Source organism: Xanthomonas boreopolis (genome assembly GCF_046529185.1).
In the GTDB taxonomy this organism is placed as follows: domain Bacteria; phylum Pseudomonadota; class Gammaproteobacteria; order Xanthomonadales; family Xanthomonadaceae; genus Pseudomonas_S; species Pseudomonas_S boreopolis.
This window is the reverse complement of sequence record NZ_CP097162.1, coordinates 1,561,123-1,581,316: the sequence shown is the minus strand read 5'-3', so window position 1 is coordinate 1,581,316 and position 20,194 is coordinate 1,561,123. Positions and strand designations below refer to the sequence as shown.

General features: G+C 70.6%; 19 protein-coding genes. 12 read left to right on the top strand and 7 right to left on the bottom strand.

Features of this window, described 5'->3' with window-relative positions; genetic code table 11:
* Window positions 1–191 precede the first annotated feature (191 nt).
* A complete protein-coding gene (locus M3M27_RS07055; RefSeq protein WP_434027578.1) occupies window positions 192–2,132 on the bottom strand; it encodes a DEAD/DEAH box helicase in 1,941 nt (646 codons plus the stop codon).
* Between the two features lie 161 nt (window positions 2,133–2,293).
* Here M3M27_RS07055 and M3M27_RS07050 point away from each other — a divergent pair, with 161 nt between their 5' ends.
* The 3 genes from M3M27_RS07050 to M3M27_RS07040 are packed head-to-tail and all read left to right on the top strand — an operon-like array spanning window position 2,294 to window position 3,733.
* Window positions 2,294–2,803, top strand: coding sequence for an RNA polymerase sigma factor (locus M3M27_RS07050; RefSeq protein ID WP_434027577.1), 510 nt, complete (start codon window positions 2,294–2,296; stop codon window positions 2,801–2,803).
* A gap of 16 nt (window positions 2,804–2,819) precedes the next feature.
* Window positions 2,820–3,476 carry a serine/threonine protein kinase gene (locus M3M27_RS07045; RefSeq protein ID WP_434027576.1) on the top strand — a complete coding sequence of 219 codons (657 nt, stop codon included), beginning with the start codon at window positions 2,820–2,822 and terminating at the stop codon, window positions 3,474–3,476.
* 38 nt (window positions 3,477–3,514) lie between these two features.
* Window positions 3,515–3,733, top strand: coding sequence for an RNA-binding S4 domain-containing protein (locus tag M3M27_RS07040; protein WP_140718950.1), 219 nt, complete (start codon window positions 3,515–3,517; stop codon window positions 3,731–3,733).
* A 103-nt stretch (window positions 3,734–3,836) separates the two neighbouring features.
* Here M3M27_RS07040 and ubiM read toward each other — a convergent pair whose 3' ends face one another.
* Window positions 3,837–5,018, bottom strand: coding sequence for a 5-demethoxyubiquinol-8 5-hydroxylase UbiM (gene ubiM, locus M3M27_RS07035; RefSeq protein WP_434027575.1), 1,182 nt, complete (start codon window positions 5,016–5,018; stop codon window positions 3,837–3,839).
* A gap of 220 nt (window positions 5,019–5,238) precedes the next feature.
* Here ubiM and M3M27_RS07030 point away from each other — a divergent pair, with 220 nt between their 5' ends.
* Both M3M27_RS07030 and M3M27_RS07025 read left to right on the top strand, forming a co-directional pair.
* A complete protein-coding gene (locus tag M3M27_RS07030) occupies window positions 5,239–6,396 on the top strand; it encodes a two-component system sensor histidine kinase NtrB (protein ID WP_434027574.1) in 1,158 nt (385 codons plus the stop codon).
* Complete coding sequence (locus tag M3M27_RS07025; RefSeq protein WP_434027573.1) at window positions 6,377–6,745, top strand: response regulator; 369 nt, start codon at window positions 6,377–6,379, stop codon at window positions 6,743–6,745. Before M3M27_RS07030 ends, M3M27_RS07025 begins: the two co-directional genes overlap by 20 nt.
* 85 nt (window positions 6,746–6,830) lie before the next feature.
* On the opposite strand, the gene M3M27_RS07020 is transcribed toward M3M27_RS07025, so the two are convergent.
* A complete protein-coding gene (locus M3M27_RS07020; protein WP_434027572.1) occupies window positions 6,831–7,349 on the bottom strand; it encodes a DUF4019 domain-containing protein in 519 nt (172 codons plus the stop codon).
* A 128-nt stretch (window positions 7,350–7,477) separates the two neighbouring features.
* Window positions 7,478–8,557, bottom strand: coding sequence for a hypothetical protein (locus tag M3M27_RS07015; RefSeq protein ID WP_140718954.1), 1,080 nt, complete (start codon window positions 8,555–8,557; stop codon window positions 7,478–7,480).
* A 138-nt stretch (window positions 8,558–8,695) separates the two neighbouring features.
* Here M3M27_RS07015 and M3M27_RS07010 point away from each other — a divergent pair, with 138 nt between their 5' ends.
* The 3 genes from M3M27_RS07010 to M3M27_RS07000 all read left to right on the top strand — a co-directional run bounded on the left by M3M27_RS07010 (window position 8,696) and on the right by M3M27_RS07000 (window position 12,138).
* Entirely contained in the window at window positions 8,696–10,234 is a 1,539-nt protein-coding gene (locus tag M3M27_RS07010) for an AlkA N-terminal domain-containing protein (protein ID WP_434027571.1), read from the top strand.
* A gap of 67 nt (window positions 10,235–10,301) precedes the next feature.
* Window positions 10,302–10,820 carry a methylated-DNA--[protein]-cysteine S-methyltransferase gene (locus M3M27_RS07005; protein ID WP_140718956.1) on the top strand — a complete coding sequence of 173 codons (519 nt, stop codon included), beginning with the start codon at window positions 10,302–10,304 and terminating at the stop codon, window positions 10,818–10,820.
* A 55-nt stretch (window positions 10,821–10,875) separates the two neighbouring features.
* Complete coding sequence (locus M3M27_RS07000) at window positions 10,876–12,138, top strand: ectonucleotide pyrophosphatase/phosphodiesterase (RefSeq protein ID WP_434027570.1); 1,263 nt, start codon at window positions 10,876–10,878, stop codon at window positions 12,136–12,138.
* A 143-nt stretch (window positions 12,139–12,281) separates the two neighbouring features.
* Here M3M27_RS07000 and M3M27_RS06995 read toward each other — a convergent pair whose 3' ends face one another.
* Window positions 12,282–12,461, bottom strand: a complete 180-nt coding sequence (locus M3M27_RS06995; protein ID WP_140718958.1) for a 30S ribosomal protein THX — start codon at window positions 12,459–12,461, stop codon at window positions 12,282–12,284.
* Between the two features lie 107 nt (window positions 12,462–12,568).
* The gene (locus M3M27_RS06990; protein WP_140718959.1) at window positions 12,569–12,982 is read right to left on the bottom strand and encodes a MerC domain-containing protein; all 414 of its coding nucleotides are present in this window, start codon (window positions 12,980–12,982) and stop codon (window positions 12,569–12,571) included.
* A 147-nt stretch (window positions 12,983–13,129) separates the two neighbouring features.
* Between M3M27_RS06990 and M3M27_RS06985 the strand changes: the two genes are divergently transcribed.
* The 4 genes from M3M27_RS06985 to M3M27_RS06970 all read left to right on the top strand — a co-directional run bounded on the left by M3M27_RS06985 (window position 13,130) and on the right by M3M27_RS06970 (window position 19,634).
* Window positions 13,130–15,169: a TonB-dependent receptor gene (locus M3M27_RS06985; protein WP_434027569.1), complete on the top strand. Its 2,040-nt coding sequence runs from the start codon at window positions 13,130–13,132 to the stop codon at window positions 15,167–15,169.
* 290 nt (window positions 15,170–15,459) lie between these two features.
* Window positions 15,460–17,790 carry a TonB-dependent receptor gene (locus M3M27_RS06980; RefSeq protein WP_434027973.1) on the top strand — a complete coding sequence of 777 codons (2,331 nt, stop codon included), beginning with the start codon at window positions 15,460–15,462 and terminating at the stop codon, window positions 17,788–17,790.
* Window positions 17,791–17,979: 189 nt separating this feature from the next.
* Complete coding sequence (locus tag M3M27_RS06975) at window positions 17,980–18,411, top strand: MarR family winged helix-turn-helix transcriptional regulator (protein ID WP_140718962.1); 432 nt, start codon at window positions 17,980–17,982, stop codon at window positions 18,409–18,411.
* A complete protein-coding gene (locus M3M27_RS06970) occupies window positions 18,408–19,634 on the top strand; it encodes an MFS transporter (RefSeq protein WP_434027568.1) in 1,227 nt (408 codons plus the stop codon). Before M3M27_RS06975 ends, M3M27_RS06970 begins: the two co-directional genes overlap by 4 nt.
* Before the next feature lie 54 nt (window positions 19,635–19,688).
* Here M3M27_RS06970 and M3M27_RS06965 read toward each other — a convergent pair whose 3' ends face one another.
* Window positions 19,689–20,186 (bottom strand): transcriptional repressor, encoded by a 498-nt coding sequence (locus M3M27_RS06965; protein ID WP_140718964.1) that lies wholly within the window; start codon window positions 20,184–20,186, stop codon window positions 19,689–19,691.
* Window positions 20,187–20,194 lie beyond the last annotated feature (8 nt).

The window sequence follows — 20,194 nt, the reverse complement described above, 5'->3', positions numbered from 1 at the left end:
GAAGAAAGACATGGAAGACAGGACGCGGCCCTTCCCATGCCCGCGGGCCAGGACGTCCCGCAGGCGCGCCACCGGCCCGCGCCCGCGCCGCGGACGTCGTGCCGGGGCGGCAAGGATGCAGGCCGTGATGGCGCCCGGTGCCGGAGGCGCCGCTCCGGGCACCTTCCCCGCGTGCGAGGAAGGTGCGGCGATCATTCGTGGCGCGCGCCCTTCGGCTTGCCCGGCCCCTTGCGATGCGGCTTGGCCGCGCCGCCCGGCTTGCCGGCCCGCGCGAACTTCGGCTTCCCGCGCGACGGCGCATGCGCCTCGTCGCCGTCCACGCGCCGCATCTGCAGCTGCTGGCCGGACACCCACACCTTCTTGAGGTGCTGCAGGATCTCGCGCGGCATCTCCGCCGGCAGGTCCAGGATCGAATAATCGTCGTGGATGTCGATGCGGCCGATGTAGCGGCTCTCCAGCCCGGCCTCGTTGGCGATGGCCCCGACGATGTTGGCCGGCTTCACACCGTGCATATGGCCCACCTCGATGCGATAGGTCTCCATGCCGAACTCGGGCTCGCCACGCGGCGGCACCTTGTCGCGGCGCGGGCGCTCGAAGCTGCCGACATCGCGCTCGTAATCGAAGTCGCCGCCTTGCCGTTCGGCGCGCGGATGCGAGGCCGCCGCGTGCGCACGGTCGTCCGTGGTACGCGGCGCGCGCTCGGCGCGCGGCTCGAAACGGGCCGGGCGCTCGCTACGCTCGGGACGCTCGCTGCGGCGTGGCGCGCGCTCGTCGCTACGTTCCGGACGCGGGCCGCGCACCGGCGGCGCCAGCAGGAACGGGGCATCGCCCTGCAGCAGCTTGGCGAGCGCCGCGGCGATGTCGATCGCCGGCACGTTGCTCTCGCCTTCGAAGCGCTGCAGCAGCTCGCGATAGAACTCGATGTCGCCGCCTTCGGCCAGCGCATCGCTGATGCGGGCCATGAACTTGCTCACGCGGGTGTCGTTGACCGCGTCCACCGACGGCAGCTGCATTTCCTCGATCGGCTGGCGGGTGGCGCGCTCGATCTGGCGCAGCATGCCCTTCTCGCGCGGCGTGACGAACAGGATCGCCTCGCCGCTGCGCCCGGCGCGGCCGGTGCGGCCGATGCGGTGCACGTAGCTCTCGGTGTCGTAGGGGATGTCGTAGTTCAGCACGTGGCTGATCCGCTCCACGTCCAGTCCGCGCGCGGCCACGTCGGTGGCGACCAGGATGTCGAGCTTGCCGTCCTTGAGCTGTCCGATGGTGCGCTCGCGCTGGGCCTGCTGCATGTCGCCGTTGATGGCGGCGGCCGCCAGGCCGCGCGCCTGCAGCTTCTCGGCCAGTTCCTCGGTGGCGGCCTTGGTGCGCGCGAAGATGATCATCGCGTCGAACGGCTCGACCTCCAGGATGCGGGTCAGTGCATCGAGCTTGTGCAGGCCGCTCACCCACCAGTAGCGCTGGCGGATGTTGGCCGAGGTGGTGGTCTTGGCGGCGATGGTGACCTCCGCCGGGTCGCGCAGGTAGGTCTGCGCGATGCGGCGGATCTGCGGCGGCATCGTCGCCGAGAACAGCGCCACCTGGCGCGACTCGGGCAGCTTCTTCAGCACCGCCTCAACGTCCTCGATGAAGCCCATCCGCAGCATCTCGTCGGCCTCGTCGAGCACCAGCGTCTTCAGCTCGGACAGGTCCAGCGTGCCGCGCTCGAGATGATCGATCACCCGGCCCGGCGTACCGACCACCACGTGCACGCCGCGGCGCAGCGCCGACAGCTGCTGGCCATAGGGCTGGCCGCCGTAGACCGGCAGCACGCGGAAGCCCGGGATCGCCGTGGCGTAGCGCTGGAAGGCCTCGGCGACCTGGATCGCCAGCTCGCGGGTGGGCGCCAGCACCAGCGCCTGCGGCTTGGCCTGCGCCAGGTCGGCGTTGGACAGCACCGGCAGCGCGAACGCGGCGGTCTTGCCGGTGCCGGTCTGGGCCTGGCCGAGCACGTCCCGGCCGGCCAGCATGGCCGGGATGGTGGCGGCCTGGATCGGCGACGGCGACTCGTAGCCGACATCGGCCACAGCGCGCATCACGGCCTCGCTCAGGCCGAGGTCTGCGAAGCGCAGCGGCGCGGGGGATTGGTCTGACATGGGGAACTCCGGGAGGCGCCGGCCGCGAACGGGCGGGCGCAGGACAGCATATTGTGCGCCTTGGCGGCCCCGCTGTCGAAAGGGGGCCGGGATTCCGTTCAGGTGTGATGATCCGCCCCTGCCGGCGAATCACCTCGCGAGCCCCCCTTCCAGCCCCCGCCATGGAACAGCCCGCAACGACGTCTTGCGACCACCGCCAGGCATTCGCCGCCCTGCTGGAGCGGCACCGCGGCGTATTGGTCAAGGTCGCCGGCAGTTACGCCTGGCAGCGCGAGGATCGCGACGACCTGATGCAGGACATCGCGGCGCAGCTGTGGCGGGCCTGGCCGTCCTACGACGCGGCCAGGCCGTTTTCGACCTGGATGTACCGGATCGCGCTGAACGTGGCGATCTCGCACGTGCGCAGCCGCACGCGGAGCACCCAGGCCGACTCCTGGAACGAGGCGCACCACGATCTGCCGGATCCGCGCCCGCACGACCCGGAAATGTCCCAGCAGGTCGAGCGACTGCATCGCTTCATCCATGCCCTGCCGCCGTTGGAACGCGCGCTGATGCTGCTCTACCTCGAAGACTGCAGCTACCGGGAGATGGCCGGGGTACTCGGCCTGAGCGAAACCAACGTCGCCACCAAGATCGGCCGCTTGAAGGCGCGCATCCGTCACGAACTCTGAACCCGAGGATCCCGACATGGAACCGGACGAACTGAAGGCCACCTGGCGGCAACTGGGCCAGCGTCTCGAACGCCAGGAAACGCTGCAGAACGCATTGCTGGGCGAACGCAAGCGCGAGCACTTGCGCAGCAGCCTGCGCCCGCTGGTCCGGGGCCAGTGGCTGCAGGTCGCGCTCGGCGTGGCGCTGATGCTGCTCGGCATCGCCTGCTGGAGACACAATCCGGACGCCCCGCGCTACCTCGTCGCGGGCGCGACGTTGCACGCCTTCGGGGTGGTCACTGCAGTCTTTGCAGGTATCACCCTCGCGCTGGCGTCCCGCATCGATTACGGCGCCCCCGTACTGCAGATCGAGAACCGGCTCGCCAGGTTGCGGCGGTTCTACGCCCTCAACGGCATGCTCGCCGGCTGGCCATGGTGGGTGATGTGGGTCATCGTCGTGGTCGCCGTGGCCGGCCTGGCGCGCATGCCGATACCCGCCGGGGCACCAGGCTGGATCTGGGGCAGCCTGGCGATCGGCGCGCTCGGCTGGATCGGCACCGCCTGGTTCCATCGTTGGTCGCGCAATCCTCGCCGGCCGCGGCTGGCCCAGCGCGTGGAAGATGCCGTCACAGGCTTCAGCCTGCGCCGAGCGCGCGCGCTGCTGGAGGAAGTGCGCGAATTCGAGCGCGAGTAGACGGATAATCGCCGCCCCCGGCTGCCAACGACGACGCCATGCAAACCCTCGATTTCGAACTCGACCGCGAATACGTCGAACTCAACCAGTTGCTCAAGCTGGCCGGCATCGCCGACAGCGGCGGCCAGGGCAAGGCGATCGTCGCCAGCGGCGCGGTGCGCGTGGACGGCGAGGTGGAATTGCGCAAGACCGCCAAGATCCGCGGCGGCCAGGTCGTGCGCATCGACGACGTGGAAATCCGCGTGGTCGCCGCCTAGCCGATGGTTGGCCCCTGTGGGAGGGACTTCAGTCCCGGCAGGGCCTTGCCGGCAGGGCTTCGGGGCTGAAGTCCCTCCCGCAAGAAGCCTTCGCGATCCCCTGCTAGGCGACGGCGCGCTGGGTCAGGTGCGCGGCAATGGCCTTGCGGAACGGCGCCACCACGCTGGCCGCGCGCAACGCGCCGTCGCGCAGCAGTCGCATCGGCGGGCGATCGTCGGTGTACAGCGAGGCGATGGCATTGGTCGCCTCGTACAGCGGGCGCGTAGCCAGCCGGTGCGCGCGTTCGTAGCCGGCCAGCAGCGCCGGCGCGGCGATGTCGTCCCCCGCCGCGGCCGCCTCGACGATCGCCTTCGCCAGCCGCGCCTGGCCTTGCAGCCCCAGGTTGAATCCATGCGCGGTCACCGGATGCATGCCGACCGCCGCATCGCCGACCAGCGCGCAACGTTCGCCGACGAAGCGCTCCGCGTAGGTCGCGACCAGCGGGTAGACATGGCGCGAGCCTTCCTGGTCCATCCTGCCCAGCCGCCCCTCGAAGCAATCGGTGATCGCGGCGCCGAACGCGGCCTCGTCCATCGCCATCAACGCCTCCACCCGCCGCGGCGGGAGCGTCAGCACCACGCCGGCCCGGTCGCCGTGCAGCGGCAACAGGGCCATGGTCAGGCCGTAGCCGAACCATTCCCAGGCCGCGTGGTGGTGGGGCCGTTCGTGCCGCATGCGGCAAACCAGCATGGACTTGCCGAAATCGCGCGTGCGCGCCCCGATCCCGAGCAGGCGCCGGGCCTGGGAGAAACGGCTGTCGGAGGCGACCAGCAGGCGCGCCGAGAGCCGCTCCCCATCGGCCAGCACGAGCGCGACGCCGCCTGCGGCGGCCTGCACCGCCGCCAGCGCGCTGTTGTCCAGGACATGCAGCCCTTGCTGGCCCTGCACCGCTTCCCAGGCGGCACGCCGGACCAGGTGGTTGGGCACCAGCCACCCCAGCTCGCCGACGTCCCCCGCATGCGCGGCGAACGTCAGCGCGAACGGCGAGGAACCGTTCATCACCCGGGCATCGCGCAACGGCGATATGTCGCCGGCCGGAATGCGCGCCCATTGCCCCAGCCTCTCCATCACCTGGCGCGAGGCATGCGTGAGCGCGATCTCGCGGCCGTCGAACGCCGGATCGGCCAGGCGCGAACGATCCTGCCGTTCGACCAGCGCCACCGAAAGGCCACTCCCGGCCAACGACCGCGCAAAGCTCAGCCCGATGGGCCCGGCCCCGACCACTGCCACGTCGACATGCTTCATGCGCGCTCCCGCTCGAATCGCGTGGGCAGTCTACGCCGCCGCGCCGCAAGGAGGGCTTGATCGAGATCAACCCGCGGGAAAAGGCGCGCTCCCGCCGCCTGCACCCGGCCGTTCACGCCGCCGCGACAAGCATGGCTCCGCCTGGAGCGGCCCCGCGGGACAAGACTCCGCGCTCACGGGGCGGCGTATAGGCTTTGCCGGCGATCCACGGGAGTGCGCGATGCACGAACAGAAGCAGCATGGCGACAGCGAGCAAGCCGAACGCCTGCTGTTGCAGGCGGTGACCGACTACGCGATCTACATGCTGGATCCGGAGGGCTACATCCGCAGCTGGAATCCCGGCGGCGAACTCATCAAGGGCTACACCGACAGGGAAATCCTCGGCCAGCACTTCTCGATCTTCTACACGCCGGACGACATCGCCCGGCGGCTGCCGTGGAAAGGACTGGAGGCCGCCAGGCAGACCGGCCGGTACAAGGCGGAGGGATGGCGGGTACGCAAGGACGGCAGCCTGTTCCGCGCGAACGTGATCATCGATCCGATATGGCAGGACGGAAGGCTGGTGGGCTTCGCGAAAGTGACCCGCGACGTCACCGAGAAATACGAGGCCATCAAGAGCCTCCGCGAAACCGAGCGCGCGCTTGCGCAATCCCAGAAGCTGGAGGCTCTCGGCCGCCTCGCCCTGGGCGTCGCCCACGATTTCAACAATGTGCTGGCCGTGATCGTGAACAGCCTCGACCTGCTGGCGAAGAAGGAACGCGACGAGAGGAAGTCGCTGCTGATCAATGCCGCGGCCGAGGCCGCCCAGCGCGGCAGCCACCTGTCCCACCAACTGCTCGCGTTCACGCGGGGGCAGCACCTGCGTCCGGCCCAGTACGACGTGAACGAACTCATCCGCAACTCGTTCGAACTCTTCAGGCGCGCGGCCGGCGACGCGGTCCGCTGCACCCTCGAACTGGCCGAGCGCGTGCCTCCCGTCATGGTCGACCGGACCCAACTGGAAGCGGCAGTGATGAACCTGGTCGCGAACGCGCGCGACGCCTCGCCGGCCGGCCACGTCGTCGTCAGGACCCGCGTCGCCCGCCCGGACCGGTTGCGCCACTCGCAGGCATGCCCCGACCGCGACTACGTCTGCGTCTCGGTGGCCGACGACGGGCCCGGCATGCCCGAGGAGATCCGCCTGCGGGCGATGGAGCCCTTCTTCACCACCAAGGATGTCGGCAAGGGCAGCGGACTGGGGCTGAGCCAGGTCTTCGGCTTCGCCAGCCAGAGCGGCGGCTTCGCCGAGATCGACAGCCTCCCGGACGCCGGGACCACCGTGACGATGTTCATCCCCGAACTCAGACAGCAGGGCACCGATGAAAATACTGTACGTTGAGGACGACGACCTGGTGCGCCTGGTGACGTCGATAGCCCTCGAGGAAGAAGGACATACCGTCGTCCAGGCGTTGAACGGGCGTGACGCCCAGTCCAAATTGGCGGCCGAGGATTTCGATTGGGTGATAACCGACGTCACCATGCCCGACGGGGTCAGCGGGATCGACGTGGCCCACGCGGCCAAGGACCGCAATCCCGCGGCGAGGGTCGTGCTCGTGTCCGGGATCTCGCCGCATCACCTGCCGCCCATCCCGGCGACGGTCACGTATTTCTCCAAGCCCTTCCGCGTGACCGAACTGATCCAGCACCTGTCGGGCCCGCTCGCGGCAGGCCCGGCGCCGTCCGCATGACTACGCCGCTGCGGCCTTGGCGCTCACGGATCTCCGCGCGGTGCGAAGCGCGGATCCAGGGCGCCTTGCCGGACGGCCCCCAGCCTCAGTTGGGCATGCGCAAGCTGTAGCCGGACAGGCGCCATACCCGGTCCTCGTCGAGCCGGAACGACACCAGTTCGCGGACCGGCTGCGGCGCATTGGCGAAGCGCGTGGGGAAGCTGACGTTGACGTACAGGCCTTCCGGGACCTGCGCGCCCGGGCCGTATTGCACGCGCGTCACGGTCGCGGCGCCACGCCCGGCCAGCGCGCCCAGCCGGGCCCGCTCGCTGCCGACCTGCCGCACGAACACGTCGCGGGTCACGGCTTTCTTGGCGACCACGGAGGCGCCGTCCCAGAGTTCGCCGAGCTGGTTGGCGTCCACCATCTGCGCGGCCTTCAGCGCGGCCTGGCTCATCTCGGCGTTCTGCTTGGCCAACTGCGCCTGCTGGGCCGGCGTCAGCGCGGGAGCGGCCGGCGCCGCAGGAGGCGCGGGCGCGGGACGCGCAGCGGCCGGTGCCGATTGGGCGTGCGCGAGCGGGCTGGCCAACGCGAGCGAAGCGAGCAGCAGTGCGGTGCGGTGCATGGCGGGACGTTCCTTTCCTGGGAGCCGGATCTGCCGGGCGAGTCTAGGGCATGTCGCCGGCTCGCGGCCAAGTCGCGTTGGGCCCGCTGCCGATGCCCAAGGGCGGCTCGGAAGCGCCGCGGCCGGCTTCAGGATTTCGGCGCCTCGACCGTCGCCTGGCGCGGCAGCAGCGCCGCCGCGTCGTTTTCCGACAACGGGCTCTCCTCCGGGCAGGCCGGGTCGGGGAAACCGAACTGTTCCTTCAGCGCCTGGCCGCAGGCGTTGACCGATTCCAGTTCCTCGCCCTCGCGCTTGCATTGCTGGTCGAACGCGACCAGGAACGCGTCCTTGCGCTTGACGAAGTCGTCGCCGCACTCGCGCATCAGCCGGATGCGGTCCAGGTCGTCCTGCACGGCGTTGGTGCCGTCCAGCCCGTATTCGCGCAGTTCCTCCGGCGTGAGCAGGCGCAGGCTGCGGTTGGGCACGGTCATCATCAGGTCGGCCACCGCGACCGCCACGCCGTTGCGCTCCAGGTAGTCCTTGACGTTGCCGTAGACCTGCTGCAGTTCGTCGCGCAGCTCGGCGCGCGAGGTCGCCTTGGAACTGATCCGCATCATCCGGTGGATGCCGACCTTGCCGGCGATCAGGCGGTTGTCCCCGGCGGCCAGCACGAACACGCAGGCGCTGTGGCAGATCGAGCCTTCGCGCACCCAGACCGTCCAGTGCGAGGCGCCGATCGAGTCGCCGGCGCGGATCGCCGCCTCGACCTGCCCGCCGCTGGAGTCCAGGTCGAGGATGCGCCGCTGCAGGCGCAGCCCGTCGGCCACCGATGCCAGCCGCCACATCAGTTCGGCGAAGGCCGGATTGATCTTGCCGGAGTAGCGCACCCGCACCAGCCCGGCGTCCTTGCACGGCCGCATCGCCGCCTCGATCGAGGCCTTGTCCAGCGCCGCCAGCGGTTGGCCGTCGCCGGCCTCGGCCGTGTAGTCGGTCGCGCAGCTCACCCAGGCCTGCCCGGCCTCGAGCTGCACGTCCGACCAGGCGTCGTCCTGGCGCGCCGGCTTGCGCGGCGGGGGTGCCGGCAACGGCGGCGCGTCCACCGACACCATGTGGTCGCCATCGGCGGCCGGGGTGGTCTGCGCCACGACAGGGGCCTGCACCGCCTCGGGCTGGCGGCAGGCCACCAGCACGGGCAGGACGAGGGCGAACGACCAACGGAACTTCGGCATCGAAAGTGCGGCGCGGGAGCGGGAAGAACGCCACAGTCTAGGACGTGTCGGCCCCCGCCGGACCAACCCGGCTTGAACCGCGGCATCGATGTCCGAAAACGGCCAGCCGACATCCCCGCCAGCCCCTAGACTGGCCCCATGCAAACGCACCGCCCGCTCGACCCCGGACAATGCGACCGCGCCAGGCTGGCGCGCGACGCGCGCTTCGACGGCCTGTTCTTCACCGCCGTGAAGAGCACCGGCATCTACTGCCGGCCGGTCTGCCCGGCGCCGCCGCCCAAGCCCGGCAACGTCAGCTACTACCCGAGCGCGGCCGCGGCCAGCGCGGCCGGCTACCGGCCGTGCCTGCGCTGCCGGCCCGAGCTGTCGCCGCAGGCACAGCAGCACCTGGGCGAAGAAACCGTGCAGCGCGCGCTGGCGCTGATCGCCGAAGGCTACCTGCAGGAGCGCACGGTGGACGACCTCGCCGGCCAGCTCGGCCTCAGCGCGCGCCAGCTGCAACGGCAGTTCCTGCAGCAACTGGGCGCCACGCCCGCGCAGGTGCATGCCACGCGCCGGCTGTTGATGGCCAAGCAGTTGCTCACCGAGACCGCGCTCCCGGTCACCCAGGTCGCGCTCGCGGCCGGGTTCAACAGCCTGCGCCGCTTCAACGCCGCGTTCCTGGAAGGCTGCGGCATGCCGCCTTCCGCCCTGCGCCGGCAGCGCGGCGAGATCGCCGGCGGCGAGCTCGAGCTGCGGCTGGGCTATCGTCCCCCGCTGGACTTCCCCGCGATGCTGGCGTTCCTGCGCCGCCGCGCCATCCCCGGCATCGAGCAGGTCGACGAGGACGGCTACCGGCGCGTGATCGGGCCGGCCGATGCCTCGACGCTGATCCACGTCGCCGCCGCTCCCAGGCGTTCGGAATTGCTGCTGCGGATCGGCGCCACCGATCCGCGCGCGATCCCGGACATCGTGCGCCGGGTGCGCCGCATGTTCGACCTCGACGCCGACCTGCAGGCGGTCCACGCCACCTTCGCCGGCGAGCCGTTGCTGGCGCAGGGCATCGCCCTCCGCCCGGGCCTGCGCGTGCCCGGGGGCTGGGACGGCTTCGAGGTCGCGGTGCGCGCGATCCTCGGCCAGCAGGTCAGCGTGGCCGGCGCGGCGACGCTGGCGGCCAGGCTGGTGGAACGGCATGGCGGCCGCCGCAGCGGCATGCCCGGCGGGCTGGACCGGATCTTCCCCACGCCGGACCAGTTGGCCGATGCGCCGCTGGAACAGATCGGCCTGCCGCGCACCCGCGCCGCGACGATCCGCGCGCTGGCCCGGGCCGTGGCCGATGGACGGCTGCACTTCGGCGCCGGCCAGCGCCTGGCCGAGTTCGTCGAGCGCTGCACCGCCCTGCCCGGCATCGGCCCGTGGACCGCGCACTACATCGCCATGCGCGCGCTCGCCCAGCCCGACGCCTTCCCGGCCGGCGACCTGATCCTGCAGCAGGTGCTCGGCCATCCCGGCCGCCTGAGCGAGCGCGCCACCGAAGCGCGCTCGCAAGCCTGGCGTCCGTGGCGCAGCTATGCCGTGCTGCATCTATGGCACCTCGCGCCGCTTGCGAAACCCTCCGCCGCCGCGCCCGCGGACACCGGGTCGCGGCGCCCCCGGCGCGGGAAAAGCGCGAGCGGGTCCGCAGCGACGCAACGCTGACGGATCCCGGACCGCGGATTTCCCGCACGACCACCCGACGATAGCCTCCAGGACCAAGGAGACCGCAATGACCGCCTTCTACTACGACGCCTTCGAAAGCCCGATCGGCACGCTCACCGTGGCGGCCGATGCCGATGGCCGCCTGCATCACATCCTGTTCCCGCGCAACCGCCACGAAGCGCGCGACCGCGAACACTGGCAGCACGATCCCCGCCCGGTCGCCGAAGCGCGGCGCCAGCTGCTCGACTACCTGCGCGGCGAACGCACCGCGTTCGAACTGCCGCTCGCGCCGGTCGGCACGCCGTTCCAGTTGCAGGTGTGGAACACGCTCGCGCGGATCCCGTACGGCGAAACCTGGAGCTACGCGCAGCTGGCGCAGCAGGTCGGGCGCCCGTCCGCGACGCGTGCGGTGGGCGCGGCCAACGGCCGCAATCCGTTGCCGATCGTGCTGCCGTGCCATCGCGTGATCGGCGCCGACGGCGCGCTCACCGGCTTCGGCGGCGGACTCCCGACCAAGCAGGCGCTGTTGCGCCTGGAGGGCGCCGCATGCGTGGCCGACGCGCGCGAAGCCGATCTGTTCGCATGACGCCCGTGCCATAGGTTGTCTTCGACGAGTCACCTGGGCCGCCTACACTGGCGGGATGAAGTCCCTGCATCCGTTCCTCGCCGCGACCTGCGCACTGCTGCTCGCCGCCTGCGCAAGCTCTCCTTCCACCGACACCGCGCCGCCGGCACCGCGCAAGGTGCTGCTGATCTCGATCGACGGGTTGCGCGCCGACGCGCTCGACCGCGGCCTGTCGCCGAACCTCTCGCGCATGGCCGCCGAAGGCGTGCGTGCGCGCTGGATGAGCCCGTCCTATCCCTCGCTGACCTTTCCCAACCACTACACCATCGTCACCGGCCTGCGGCCGGACCATCACGGCATCGTCCACAACAGCATGGACGACGCCGCCCTGGGGCGCTTCGCGCTCAGCCAGCGCGATGCGGTGGGCAATGGCGCCTGGTGGGGCGGCGAGCCGATCTGGGTCGGCGCGGAGAAGGCCGGCATCCGTACCGCGACCTGGGCCTGGCCCGGCAGCGAAGCGCCGATCCAGGGCATCCAGCCGAGCCGCTGGCAGCCCTTCGACGGAAAGGTCCCGCCGGAGGCGCGCGTGGATACCGTGCTCGGCTGGCTGGCCCAGGACGGCGCGGACGCCCCGCGCTTCATGACCCTGTACTTCGACCAGGTCGATCACGCCGGCCACGACCACGGCCCGCAATCGCCCGAGTACGCGCAGGCCATCGCCGTCGTGGACAAGGCGATCGGCCGCCTGCTCGACGGCATGGCGCGCGAGCGCGTGCTGGACACCACCGACGTCATCGTCGTCTCCGACCACGGCATGGCCAGCGTCGAACCGGGCCACGTGGTCGCGGTGGAAGACATGGTGCCGGTCGAGGAAGCCCGGGTCGTGTCGGTCGGGCAATCGGTCGGCATCGAGCCGCTGCCGGGCCAGCAGGCCAAGGCCGAGGCGCGTCTGCTCGGCGCCCACGAACGCTACGACTGCTGGCGCAAGCAGGAACTGCCGGCACGCTGGCACTACGGCAGCAACCCGCGCGTGCCCTCGATCGTGTGCCAGATGCACGAAGGCTGGGATGCGCTGCCGCGCGCCCAGGCCGAGAAACGCCGCGGCCAGGCGCAAGGGCGCGGCTCGCATGGCTACGATCCGGCGCTGCCGTCGATGCGGGCGGTATTCATCGCGCGCGGCCCGTCGTTCGCCGTCGGCAAGCAGTTGCCGCCGTTCGACAACGTCGACGTCTACCCCTTGCTGGCCCGCCTGGTCGGCATCCGGCCCGCGCCGAACGACGGCGACCCGCAGGCGCTGCTGCCGGCCCTGCGCGACGCGGCCGCGCCGGCCGGACGTTGAGGCACCGGGCGATTCAGGACCCCAGTCCCGGAGGGCGGTGCCGGCGAGCGTCGGCCCCCGCCCCGGGATCTCCGCCAGGCGCGGACGAGGCATAAAAAAACGCGGCGCATGCGCCGCGTTTTTCGTACCTCGAGCGGGACCGATCAGCCGGCCTTGGCGACCGTCTTCTTGGCGACGGCCTTCTTGGCGGCCTTGACCACGGTCTTCTTGGCGACCGGCGCGCCGGCACCCACGGCCACCTTGCTCACGCTGTGCGAGCGTGCGTTGCCGTAGCTGGCGTTGTAGCGCTTGCCCTTGGCGGTTTTGCGGTCACCCTTACCCATGTCATCGACTCCTGAATGTGTTTACGAAAACCCCGTGCGGACACGGGTCCGGCGAGGCAGGCCGTTCCGGCCCCTCGCGCAAGGTCGGCAAGCCTAACATGACGGTTCTAATGCGCGCAGCTGGCATCGTGAACATGGCCGTGGTTCAAGCGCAGGTTCATCAGGTGCGCCACGGCCACCAAAGTGCCGCCCAGGGTCATGACCACCGCGTGCGGCACGGCGGCGTGGTGCAGCGGGTCGTACAGCACGCCGGCCCATAGCGCCGCCAGCCCCGGCAGCAGCAACCCCAGCGCCCGCAGGGCGTGGTGCCGGCGATACCCCAGCAGCAGGCTGAACAGCCCCAGCAGGGTCACGAACACCACGATCGTCCGTTCCACGGTATCCCCCAGCCAGAACGACAGCCCCAGCGACGGCGCCACCGCCAGCGCCAGGGGCAGCACCGCGCAGTGCACGGCGCACAGCAGCGAACCGGTGGCGCCGAAGCGGTCGAGCAGGTGGCGGAGCGACGCGGGCAGTTGCATGACTTCCTGCAGGGATGAAACGATGGATTGGAATAATATAACATTAACCCAGCTACTTCCCATGACCCATGCACACCGTCGCGGCTTCACGGCCGATACAGGCCTGCCCCGCCGGTGATACACAGTAACAACAGACTGGATGTTCCCATGCCTTCTACCTTCCGTCGTACCCCGCTCTGCCTTGCCCTCGCCGCGCTGATCGCGCCCGGCCTCGGGTTCGCCGCCGACGATCCGCAGACGCCTCCTTCTTCCGATCCCAGGCACGAGGCGCAGCCCGCCGCCGGCCGGCACGTGAAGGACCTGGACGGCGTGGTGGTGACCGCCAGCCCGTTGCGCGACACCGCGGCCGAACTGAGTCGCCCGGTCGAAGTGCTGGCCGGCGAGAAACTCGACGAAGCCCGCGCCGCCAGCCTGGGCGAGACGGTTTCCGGCCTGCCCGGCGTGCAGAGCTCGAACTTCGGCCCGGGCGTCGGCCGCCCGATCGTGCGCGGCCTCGACGGCCCGCGCGTGGCGGTGCTGAACGACGGGCTGTCCTCGCAGGACGTCTCCACCGTCAGCCAGGACCATTCGCCGGCGGTCGAACCGTTCCTGGCCGACCAGATCGAGGTGCTGAAGGGCCCGTCGACCCTGCTGTTCGGCTCCGGCGCGATCGGCGGCGTGGTCAACGTGGTCGACGGGCGCATCGCCGAGACGCCGGTGGACGGCTTCAACGGCCGCGCCGAGGTGCGCTTCGACGGCGGCGACAAGGACGGCAACACCGACATGTTCCGCATCGACGCCGGCAACGGCAGCGGCCTGTCGATCCACGCCGACGGCGTCTACCGCAACCAGAACGACTACGACACGCCGGAAGGCAAGCAGGCCAACTCGTTCATCGATACCAAGTCCGGCTCGATCGGCGCCTCGCTGGCCGGCGACTGGGGCTTCGTCGGCGTGTCGGCCTCGCGCTTCCGCGACAACTACGGCAACCCCGGCGAGCCAGGCGACCTGGCCGCGGGCGAGCGCGGCGTGTGGCTGCACCTGCAGCAGGACCGCTACGAGCTGAAGGGCGGCCTGAACGACCCGTGGGGCGAAGGCAGCGGCCTGCGCTACAGCTTCGGCCATACCGACTACGCGCACACCGAGTTCGAGGGCGACGAGGTCGGCACCGTCTTCAGCAAGCGCGCCAACGAAGGCCGCATCGAGGCGTCGTTCGCCGCCGCCAGCGGCTGGAAGACCGCGGTCGGCGTGCAAGGCAGCGATTCCACCTTCCAGGCGGTGGGCGAGGAATCGTTCGTGCCGAAGACCAACAACACCTCGATCGGCGTGTTCGGCGTGGCGCGCAACAGCTGGGGCCCGCTCCAGGCCGACCTCGGCGCGCGCATCGACCGGGTCAAGTACGACGCCGACAACGGCATCTCGCGCGACTTCAAGCCGGGCAGCCTGTCGCTCAGCGGCGGTTTCCGCTTCGACGACAACTGGCGCCTGACCCTCAACCTCGACCACGCCGAGCGCGCGCCGGCCGAAGAGGAGCTGTTCGCCGACGGCCCGCACATCGCCACGCTCGCCTACGAGATCGGCAACGCGGACCTCAAGAAGGAAGCCGCCAACCAGGCCGAGCTGGGCCTGAGCTACCAGAACGACTGGGTCGACGCGAAGGTCTCGGCCTACTACAACCGCTACAACGACTTCATCTACCTCGCCGACACCGGCGACACCTGGTTCTGGGACGAGGAAGGCGAGGAACTGCCGATCCGCCAGTGGACCCAGGCCGACGCGGTCTTCCACGGCTTCGAGGGCGAGGTCACGTTCCACCTGGCCAACAACGACAGCGGCGCGTGGGACCTGCACGTGTTCGGCGACACCGTACGCGCGCGGTTGAAGGACGGCGGCAACCTGCCGCGCATCGCGCCCTCGCGCGTCGGCGCGCAGCTGCGCTGGGAAGATAGCGCGTGGCGCGCCTCGCTGGGCGCCACCCGCGTCAACAAGCAGGACAAGGTCGCCGTGGGCGAAACCCCGACCGCCGGCTACACGATGGTCGATGCGCACGTGGCCTACCACATCGACCGCGCGAACACCGCCTGGGAAGTGTTCCTGGACGGCAACAACCTCACCGACCAGGACGCGCGCGTGCACACCTCGTTCCTGAAGGACGACGTGATGCTGCCGGGCCGCAACTACTCCTTCGGCGTGCGCATGTTCTTCTGACGGCGTCCTCTCCCCGCCGCAGACGAGGCCGCCCCCTGGGCGGCCTCTTTTTTGTGCGGGAATCCCGGTCCCGCCCCTGCATCCGCCGCCTTGCCGCGGCCGGGCACGCAGCGGATTTCACGGCGGTCTTCACGCCGGTTGGTGGTTAATTGCGACCGGCACGCCCCCGTGCCTGAAGGCAACGCCCGCCTGCCCTGCCATGCGGACCCCCGCGCAGGTGCCGGCCACCACCCGAAAAACAGGGAGCCCTCATGAAACTTCATGCAAGTCCCTATGTCCTGATCGCCACCATGTTCGCGCCGCCCGTCCTCGCCCAGGACGCCGCCGCGCCCGACCCGCGCCAGGAAGCGACCACGCTGGACGCGATCGTGGTCAGCGGTACCGCGCGCTTCCAGGGCGTGCGCAAGCGCGATGCCAGCTTCTCGATCACCACCGCCTCGCCCGAGCAGATCCGCGAGGCGGTGCCGCAGAGCACCGCCGACCTGCTCAAGATCGTGCCCGGCGTCTGGGCCGAGCCCAGCGGCGGCGGTACCGGCGCCAACATCTTCGTGCGCGGCATGCCCTCGGAGGGCGACGCGCCGTTCGTGACCATGCAACTGGACGGCTCGCCGCTGTTCCCGCCGCCGACGCTGTCGTTCCTGGAGAACTCCACGCTGTTCCGCACCGACGACACCGTCGAGCGCATGGAGGTGCTGCGCGGCGGTTCCAGCCCGATCTTCTCCAACGGACAGCCCGGCATCACCGTGAACTTCATCCAGAAGAAGGGCCAGGACGAACCGGAAGGCAGCGTGCGCCTCACCGGCGGCAGCGACGGCCTGCACCGCATCGACCTGTTCAACAGCGGGCCGATGGGCAACGGCTGGTACTACAGCGTGGGCGGCTTCTTCCGCGAGAGCGACGGCGTGCGCGACCCGCAGTTCTCCGCCGACAAGGGCGGCCAGTTCAGCGCCACGCTGAGCAAGCGCTGGGACACCGGCGAGCTGACCTTCTACGCGCGCCACACCGACGACAACAACGCCTTCTACACCGCCATCCCGCTGCTGTCGCGCAACGACGGGCGCGACCTGTCCGGCTTCCCCGGGCTGGACCCGCAGACCGGCACGCTGCTGAGCAACGACTTCCGCAACGTCGACCTCCTGGTGGGCCCCGGCGGGGAGACGGTGCGCCGCGACCTGGCCGATGGCCGCGGCGTCAACATCGACCTGTTCGGCGGCGAGTTGAACTGGGACGTGGGCGGCTGGACCGTGGCCGACCGCTTCAATGTGATGAGCGGCACCGCGCCGACCTACGCGCTGTTCACCGGCGATGCGCCGCTGCGCCTGGGCGACTTCATCGCGCGCTACGGCACCGGCGGCACCGCGACCTATACCAACGGCGGCGGCGCGGTGAGCCCGGACCAGCAGGTGCTCGAAGCCGGCTGGTGGTCGGTGGACAAGCGCATCAACTCCTTCACCAACGACCTGCGCCTGAGCCGCGAACTGTTCGCCGGCAACACCCTCACGGTGGGCGCCTATTACGCCAAGTACTCCTCCGACGACCTGTGGTACCTGGGCAACACGATGCTGCTGACCGCGCAGAACCATGCCCGCCGCATCGACGTGGCGCTCGACGACGGCCGCCAGGTGACCCGCCAGGGCTTCACCAGCACCTCGTTCTTCAACCTGCGCGCCAAGTACGACGGCGAGAACATCGCCGCCTTCGTCGCCGACGAGTGGGAGCTCAACGAGCGCCTGCGCCTGGACCTGGGCGTGCGCTACGAGCGCCAGAGCGTGACCGGCGACGTGCACGACACCGCGACCGTCGACCTGGACGGCAACCCGGACACGCTCTACGACAACGAGACCTCGGTCGCGCTGCCCGGCGTGCGCCGCATCGACCAGGACGACGACGAGCTGTCGTGGACGGCCGGCCTGAACTTCCGGCTGGACGAGCACAACAGCCTGTTCGCCCGCGCCAACTCCGGCGTCAAGTTCCCCGGCTTCGACAACCTGCGCGACGGTCAGGACAAGGTGCAGCAGGTCGACCAGTACGAGCTCGGCCTGAAGTCGGGCGCGTCCAGCTACGACCTGTACCTCACCGCGTTCTACAACACCTTCAAGAACTCGCCGTTCCAGGCGTTCCTGGCCGACGGCAGCAACTTCACCACGGTCGGCGACTCGCGCGCCTACGGCCTGGAGGTGGAGGGCGCGATCCGGCCGTTCGGCGGCTTCGAGCTGGCCGGCACCGGCGTGTGGCTGGACGCCAAGTACCGCAATTACCGCGAGTACACCGACAACCGCGTGATGCGCCAGCCCAAGCGCCAGTTCCGGCTCACCCCGAGCTACTACTGGATGCTGCCGTTCGGCGACCTCAAGCTGTTCGCCACCTACTCCTACATCGGCGAACGCTTCGCCGACCTGGCCAATACCCAGCGCCTGCCCTCGTACCACATGCTCGACGTCGGCGCGAGCATGCACGTGGGCGACCACTGGGAGTTCACCGCCAGCGGCAGCAACGTCACCGACGAGCTGGGCCTGACCGAAGGCAACGTGCGCGTGCCCGGCGCGGCCACCGGCGGCGTGTTCATGGGCCGCCCGATCGCCGGCCGCCAATACCAGGTGTCGGTGGCGTACCGCTGGTAGCGGCCCGTCCGCGCCACTTCGGTCCCGGCGTCCCGGTGGAACCGCCGGGACCGAAGTCCCACGCCGCGGAGGCGGATCCACCTGCGCCAGCCTCTTGCCATGGCCCGGCGGCCAGTCCGGGATCGAAGCTGGCGAATAGGTGCATATACACATATCATCGCGACATCGCCGCCCAGGACTCCTTCGTCCATGCCCGACGCTCCCTGCCGCTGCACCTGCTTCTACCTGCGCCGCGCCGCGCGCCGGACCTCGCTGGTCTACGATCGCGAACTGGCGGAAGCGGGCCTGAGCCTCAACGAGTACTCCATCCTGCGTCGCGCCGGCGAGCCCAGGCAGCTCGGCGCGCTGGCCGAGATCCTGGGCATGGATCGCAGCACGCTCTCGCGCAACCTCCGGCCAATGCTGGCCGCGGGCTGGATCGAGGAACGCCGCGGCGAGGACGCGCGGCAGAAGCTCATCGCCACCAGCGCCGCCGGCCGGCGCCTGCTCAAGCGCGCGCTGCCGCACTGGCAACGCGCGCAGGACCGCATCGAGGCGCTGTACGGCCGGGAGGACACCACTGCCCTGCACGACGCGCTCAAGCGCCTCGACCGCGCGCTGCGCGACGGAGGAACGCCATGAACGCCTCCGTGCGCGATGCGCGCGCCGCGCACTGGGGCCTGCTCGCCGCGGCGTCGGCGGTGCTGATGCTGACCATGGGCGCGCGCCAGACCACTGGCCTGTTCGTCGATCCGATCCACCGCGACACCGGCCTCGGCATCGCCGCGATCAGCTTCGCGCTGGCGGTCGGCCAGTTCGTCTGGGGCGCGGTGCAGCCGCTGTTCGGCGCGCTGGCCGACCAGCGCGGCCCCCTGCCGGTGCTGGCGGCCGGCGGCTTGCTGTTGGCGCTGGGGCTCGGCCTGACCCCGCTGATGCCGAGCGAATGGGGGCTGATCTTCAGCCTGGGGCTGCTCGCCGCGGCAGGTGCCGGCGCCGGCAGCTTCTCGGTACTGATCGGCGCCACCGCGCACCGGTTGGCGCCGGAGAAGCGTTCCTTCGCCGCAGGCATCATCAACGCCGGCGGCTCCCTCGGCCAGTTCCTGTTCGCGCCGCTGGTGCAGCTGATGATCGGCGCCGCCGGCTGGGCGATGGCGATGATCGGCCTGGCGGCGCTTTCGCTGCTGACCTTGCCGCTGGCATGGCCGTTGCGCCGCAAGCCGCAAGCACATGCCGCCCCGCATGCCGCGCCGCCCGGCGGCGACCTGCGCTCGCAGCTGCGCGCGGCCCTGCGCGACCGCAGCTACTGGTGCCTGCACCTAGGCTTCTTCACCTGCGGCGTGCACATCGCCTTCCTGGTCACCCACTTGCCGGGCGAGGTGGCGCTGTGCGGGCTGCCGGCCAGCGTCTCGGCCGCTTCCATCGCGCTGATCGGCCTGTTCAACGTCGCCGGCAGCCTGGCCGCGGGCAAGCTCGGCGAGCGCTTCAGGATGAAGTGGCTGCTGTTCGCCATCTACGCCGGCCGCGCCGCGCTGATCGCGCTGTACCTGCTGGCCCCGCCGACGCCGCTGACCTTCTACGTGTTCGCCGCCGCGCTCGGCTTCACCTGGCTGGCGACGGTCCCGCCGACCGCGGGCCTGGTCGGCAAGCTGTTCGGCCCGCGCTACCTCGGCACGCTGTTCGGCCTCACCCTGCTCTCGCACCAGCTCGGCGGCTTCTTCGGCGCCTGGTTGGGCGGCGTGGCGCTGGAGAAGTTCGGCGACTACACCTGGATGTGGTACGCCGACATGGCGCTGGCCGCGGGCGCGGCACTGGCGAACCTGCCGATCCGCGAACGCCGCCCCGCGATGGCCGCGGCGGCCGCCTGACTCCCGCCGCCGCGATCGCGGCGGCGCCCGGCTACCGCGCGGGCGAAGATGCCCTCAGATCCGCGCGCACTTCGCGCACAGGCCGTGCACTTCCAGCGTCTGCGCCTGCGGCTGGAAACCCAGCGCCTTGGCGCGGGCGTCGAGCTGGGCCACCACGTCCTTGTCCTCCAGCTCCACCGCGCTGTGGCAGCGGTCGCAGATCAGGAACGGCACCGAATGCTGCACGCTGTTGGGGTGGTGGCAGGCCACGAAGGCGTTGACCGATTCCAGCTTGTGCACGAAGCCGTTGGCCATCAGGAAATCCAGCGCGCGGTACACCGTCGGCGGGGCGTCGGCACCGACGCCCTTGCCTTCGCGCACCCACTCCAGCAGTTCGTAGGCCTTCACCGGCTTGCCGGCATCGGCGATCAGCCGCAGCACGTTGGCGCGGATCGGGGTCAGCCGCAGCCCGCGCTCGGCGCAGGCGCGCTCCACGGCGCGGACGAACGCATCGGCGCTATCGACGTGGTGATGGGGATCGGTGCAGCTGTGCTTGGCGGACTTGGCGGGCATGGTGACCT

Excerpts from the sequence above, each read along its gene's own strand:
- M3M27_RS06965 (WP_140718964.1), bottom strand. The coding sequence starts at position 20,186 with ATGCCCGCCAAGTCCGCCAAGCACAGCTGCACCGATCCCCATCACCAC.
- M3M27_RS07005 (WP_140718956.1), top strand. The coding sequence starts at position 10,302 with ATGACCGCCTTCTACTACGACGCCTTCGAAAGCCCGATCGGCACGCTC.
- M3M27_RS06995 (WP_140718958.1), bottom strand. The coding sequence starts at position 12,461 with ATGGGTAAGGGTGACCGCAAAACCGCCAAGGGCAAGCGCTACAACGCC.
- M3M27_RS07030 (WP_434027574.1), top strand. The coding sequence starts at position 5,239 with ATGCACGAACAGAAGCAGCATGGCGACAGCGAGCAAGCCGAACGCCTG.
- M3M27_RS06980 (WP_434027973.1), top strand. The coding sequence starts at position 15,460 with ATGTTCGCGCCGCCCGTCCTCGCCCAGGACGCCGCCGCGCCCGACCCG.
- M3M27_RS07025 (WP_434027573.1), top strand. The coding sequence starts at position 6,377 with ATGAAAATACTGTACGTTGAGGACGACGACCTGGTGCGCCTGGTGACG.
- M3M27_RS07010 (WP_434027571.1), top strand. The coding sequence starts at position 8,696 with ATGCAAACGCACCGCCCGCTCGACCCCGGACAATGCGACCGCGCCAGG.
- M3M27_RS07045 (WP_434027576.1), top strand. The coding sequence starts at position 2,820 with ATGGAACCGGACGAACTGAAGGCCACCTGGCGGCAACTGGGCCAGCGT.
- M3M27_RS07020 (WP_434027572.1), bottom strand. The coding sequence starts at position 7,349 with ATGCACCGCACCGCACTGCTGCTCGCTTCGCTCGCGTTGGCCAGCCCG.
- ubiM (WP_434027575.1), bottom strand. The coding sequence starts at position 5,018 with ATGAAGCATGTCGACGTGGCAGTGGTCGGGGCCGGGCCCATCGGGCTG.
- M3M27_RS07040 (WP_140718950.1), top strand. The coding sequence starts at position 3,515 with ATGCAAACCCTCGATTTCGAACTCGACCGCGAATACGTCGAACTCAAC.
- M3M27_RS06990 (WP_140718959.1), bottom strand. The coding sequence starts at position 12,982 with ATGCAACTGCCCGCGTCGCTCCGCCACCTGCTCGACCGCTTCGGCGCC.
- M3M27_RS07000 (WP_434027570.1), top strand. The coding sequence starts at position 10,876 with ATGAAGTCCCTGCATCCGTTCCTCGCCGCGACCTGCGCACTGCTGCTC.
- M3M27_RS06985 (WP_434027569.1), top strand. The coding sequence starts at position 13,130 with ATGCCTTCTACCTTCCGTCGTACCCCGCTCTGCCTTGCCCTCGCCGCG.
- M3M27_RS06975 (WP_140718962.1), top strand. The coding sequence starts at position 17,980 with ATGCCCGACGCTCCCTGCCGCTGCACCTGCTTCTACCTGCGCCGCGCC.
- M3M27_RS06970 (WP_434027568.1), top strand. The coding sequence starts at position 18,408 with ATGAACGCCTCCGTGCGCGATGCGCGCGCCGCGCACTGGGGCCTGCTC.
- M3M27_RS07055 (WP_434027578.1), bottom strand. The coding sequence starts at position 2,132 with ATGTCAGACCAATCCCCCGCGCCGCTGCGCTTCGCAGACCTCGGCCTG.
- M3M27_RS07050 (WP_434027577.1), top strand. The coding sequence starts at position 2,294 with ATGGAACAGCCCGCAACGACGTCTTGCGACCACCGCCAGGCATTCGCC.
- M3M27_RS07015 (WP_140718954.1), bottom strand. The coding sequence starts at position 8,557 with ATGCCGAAGTTCCGTTGGTCGTTCGCCCTCGTCCTGCCCGTGCTGGTG.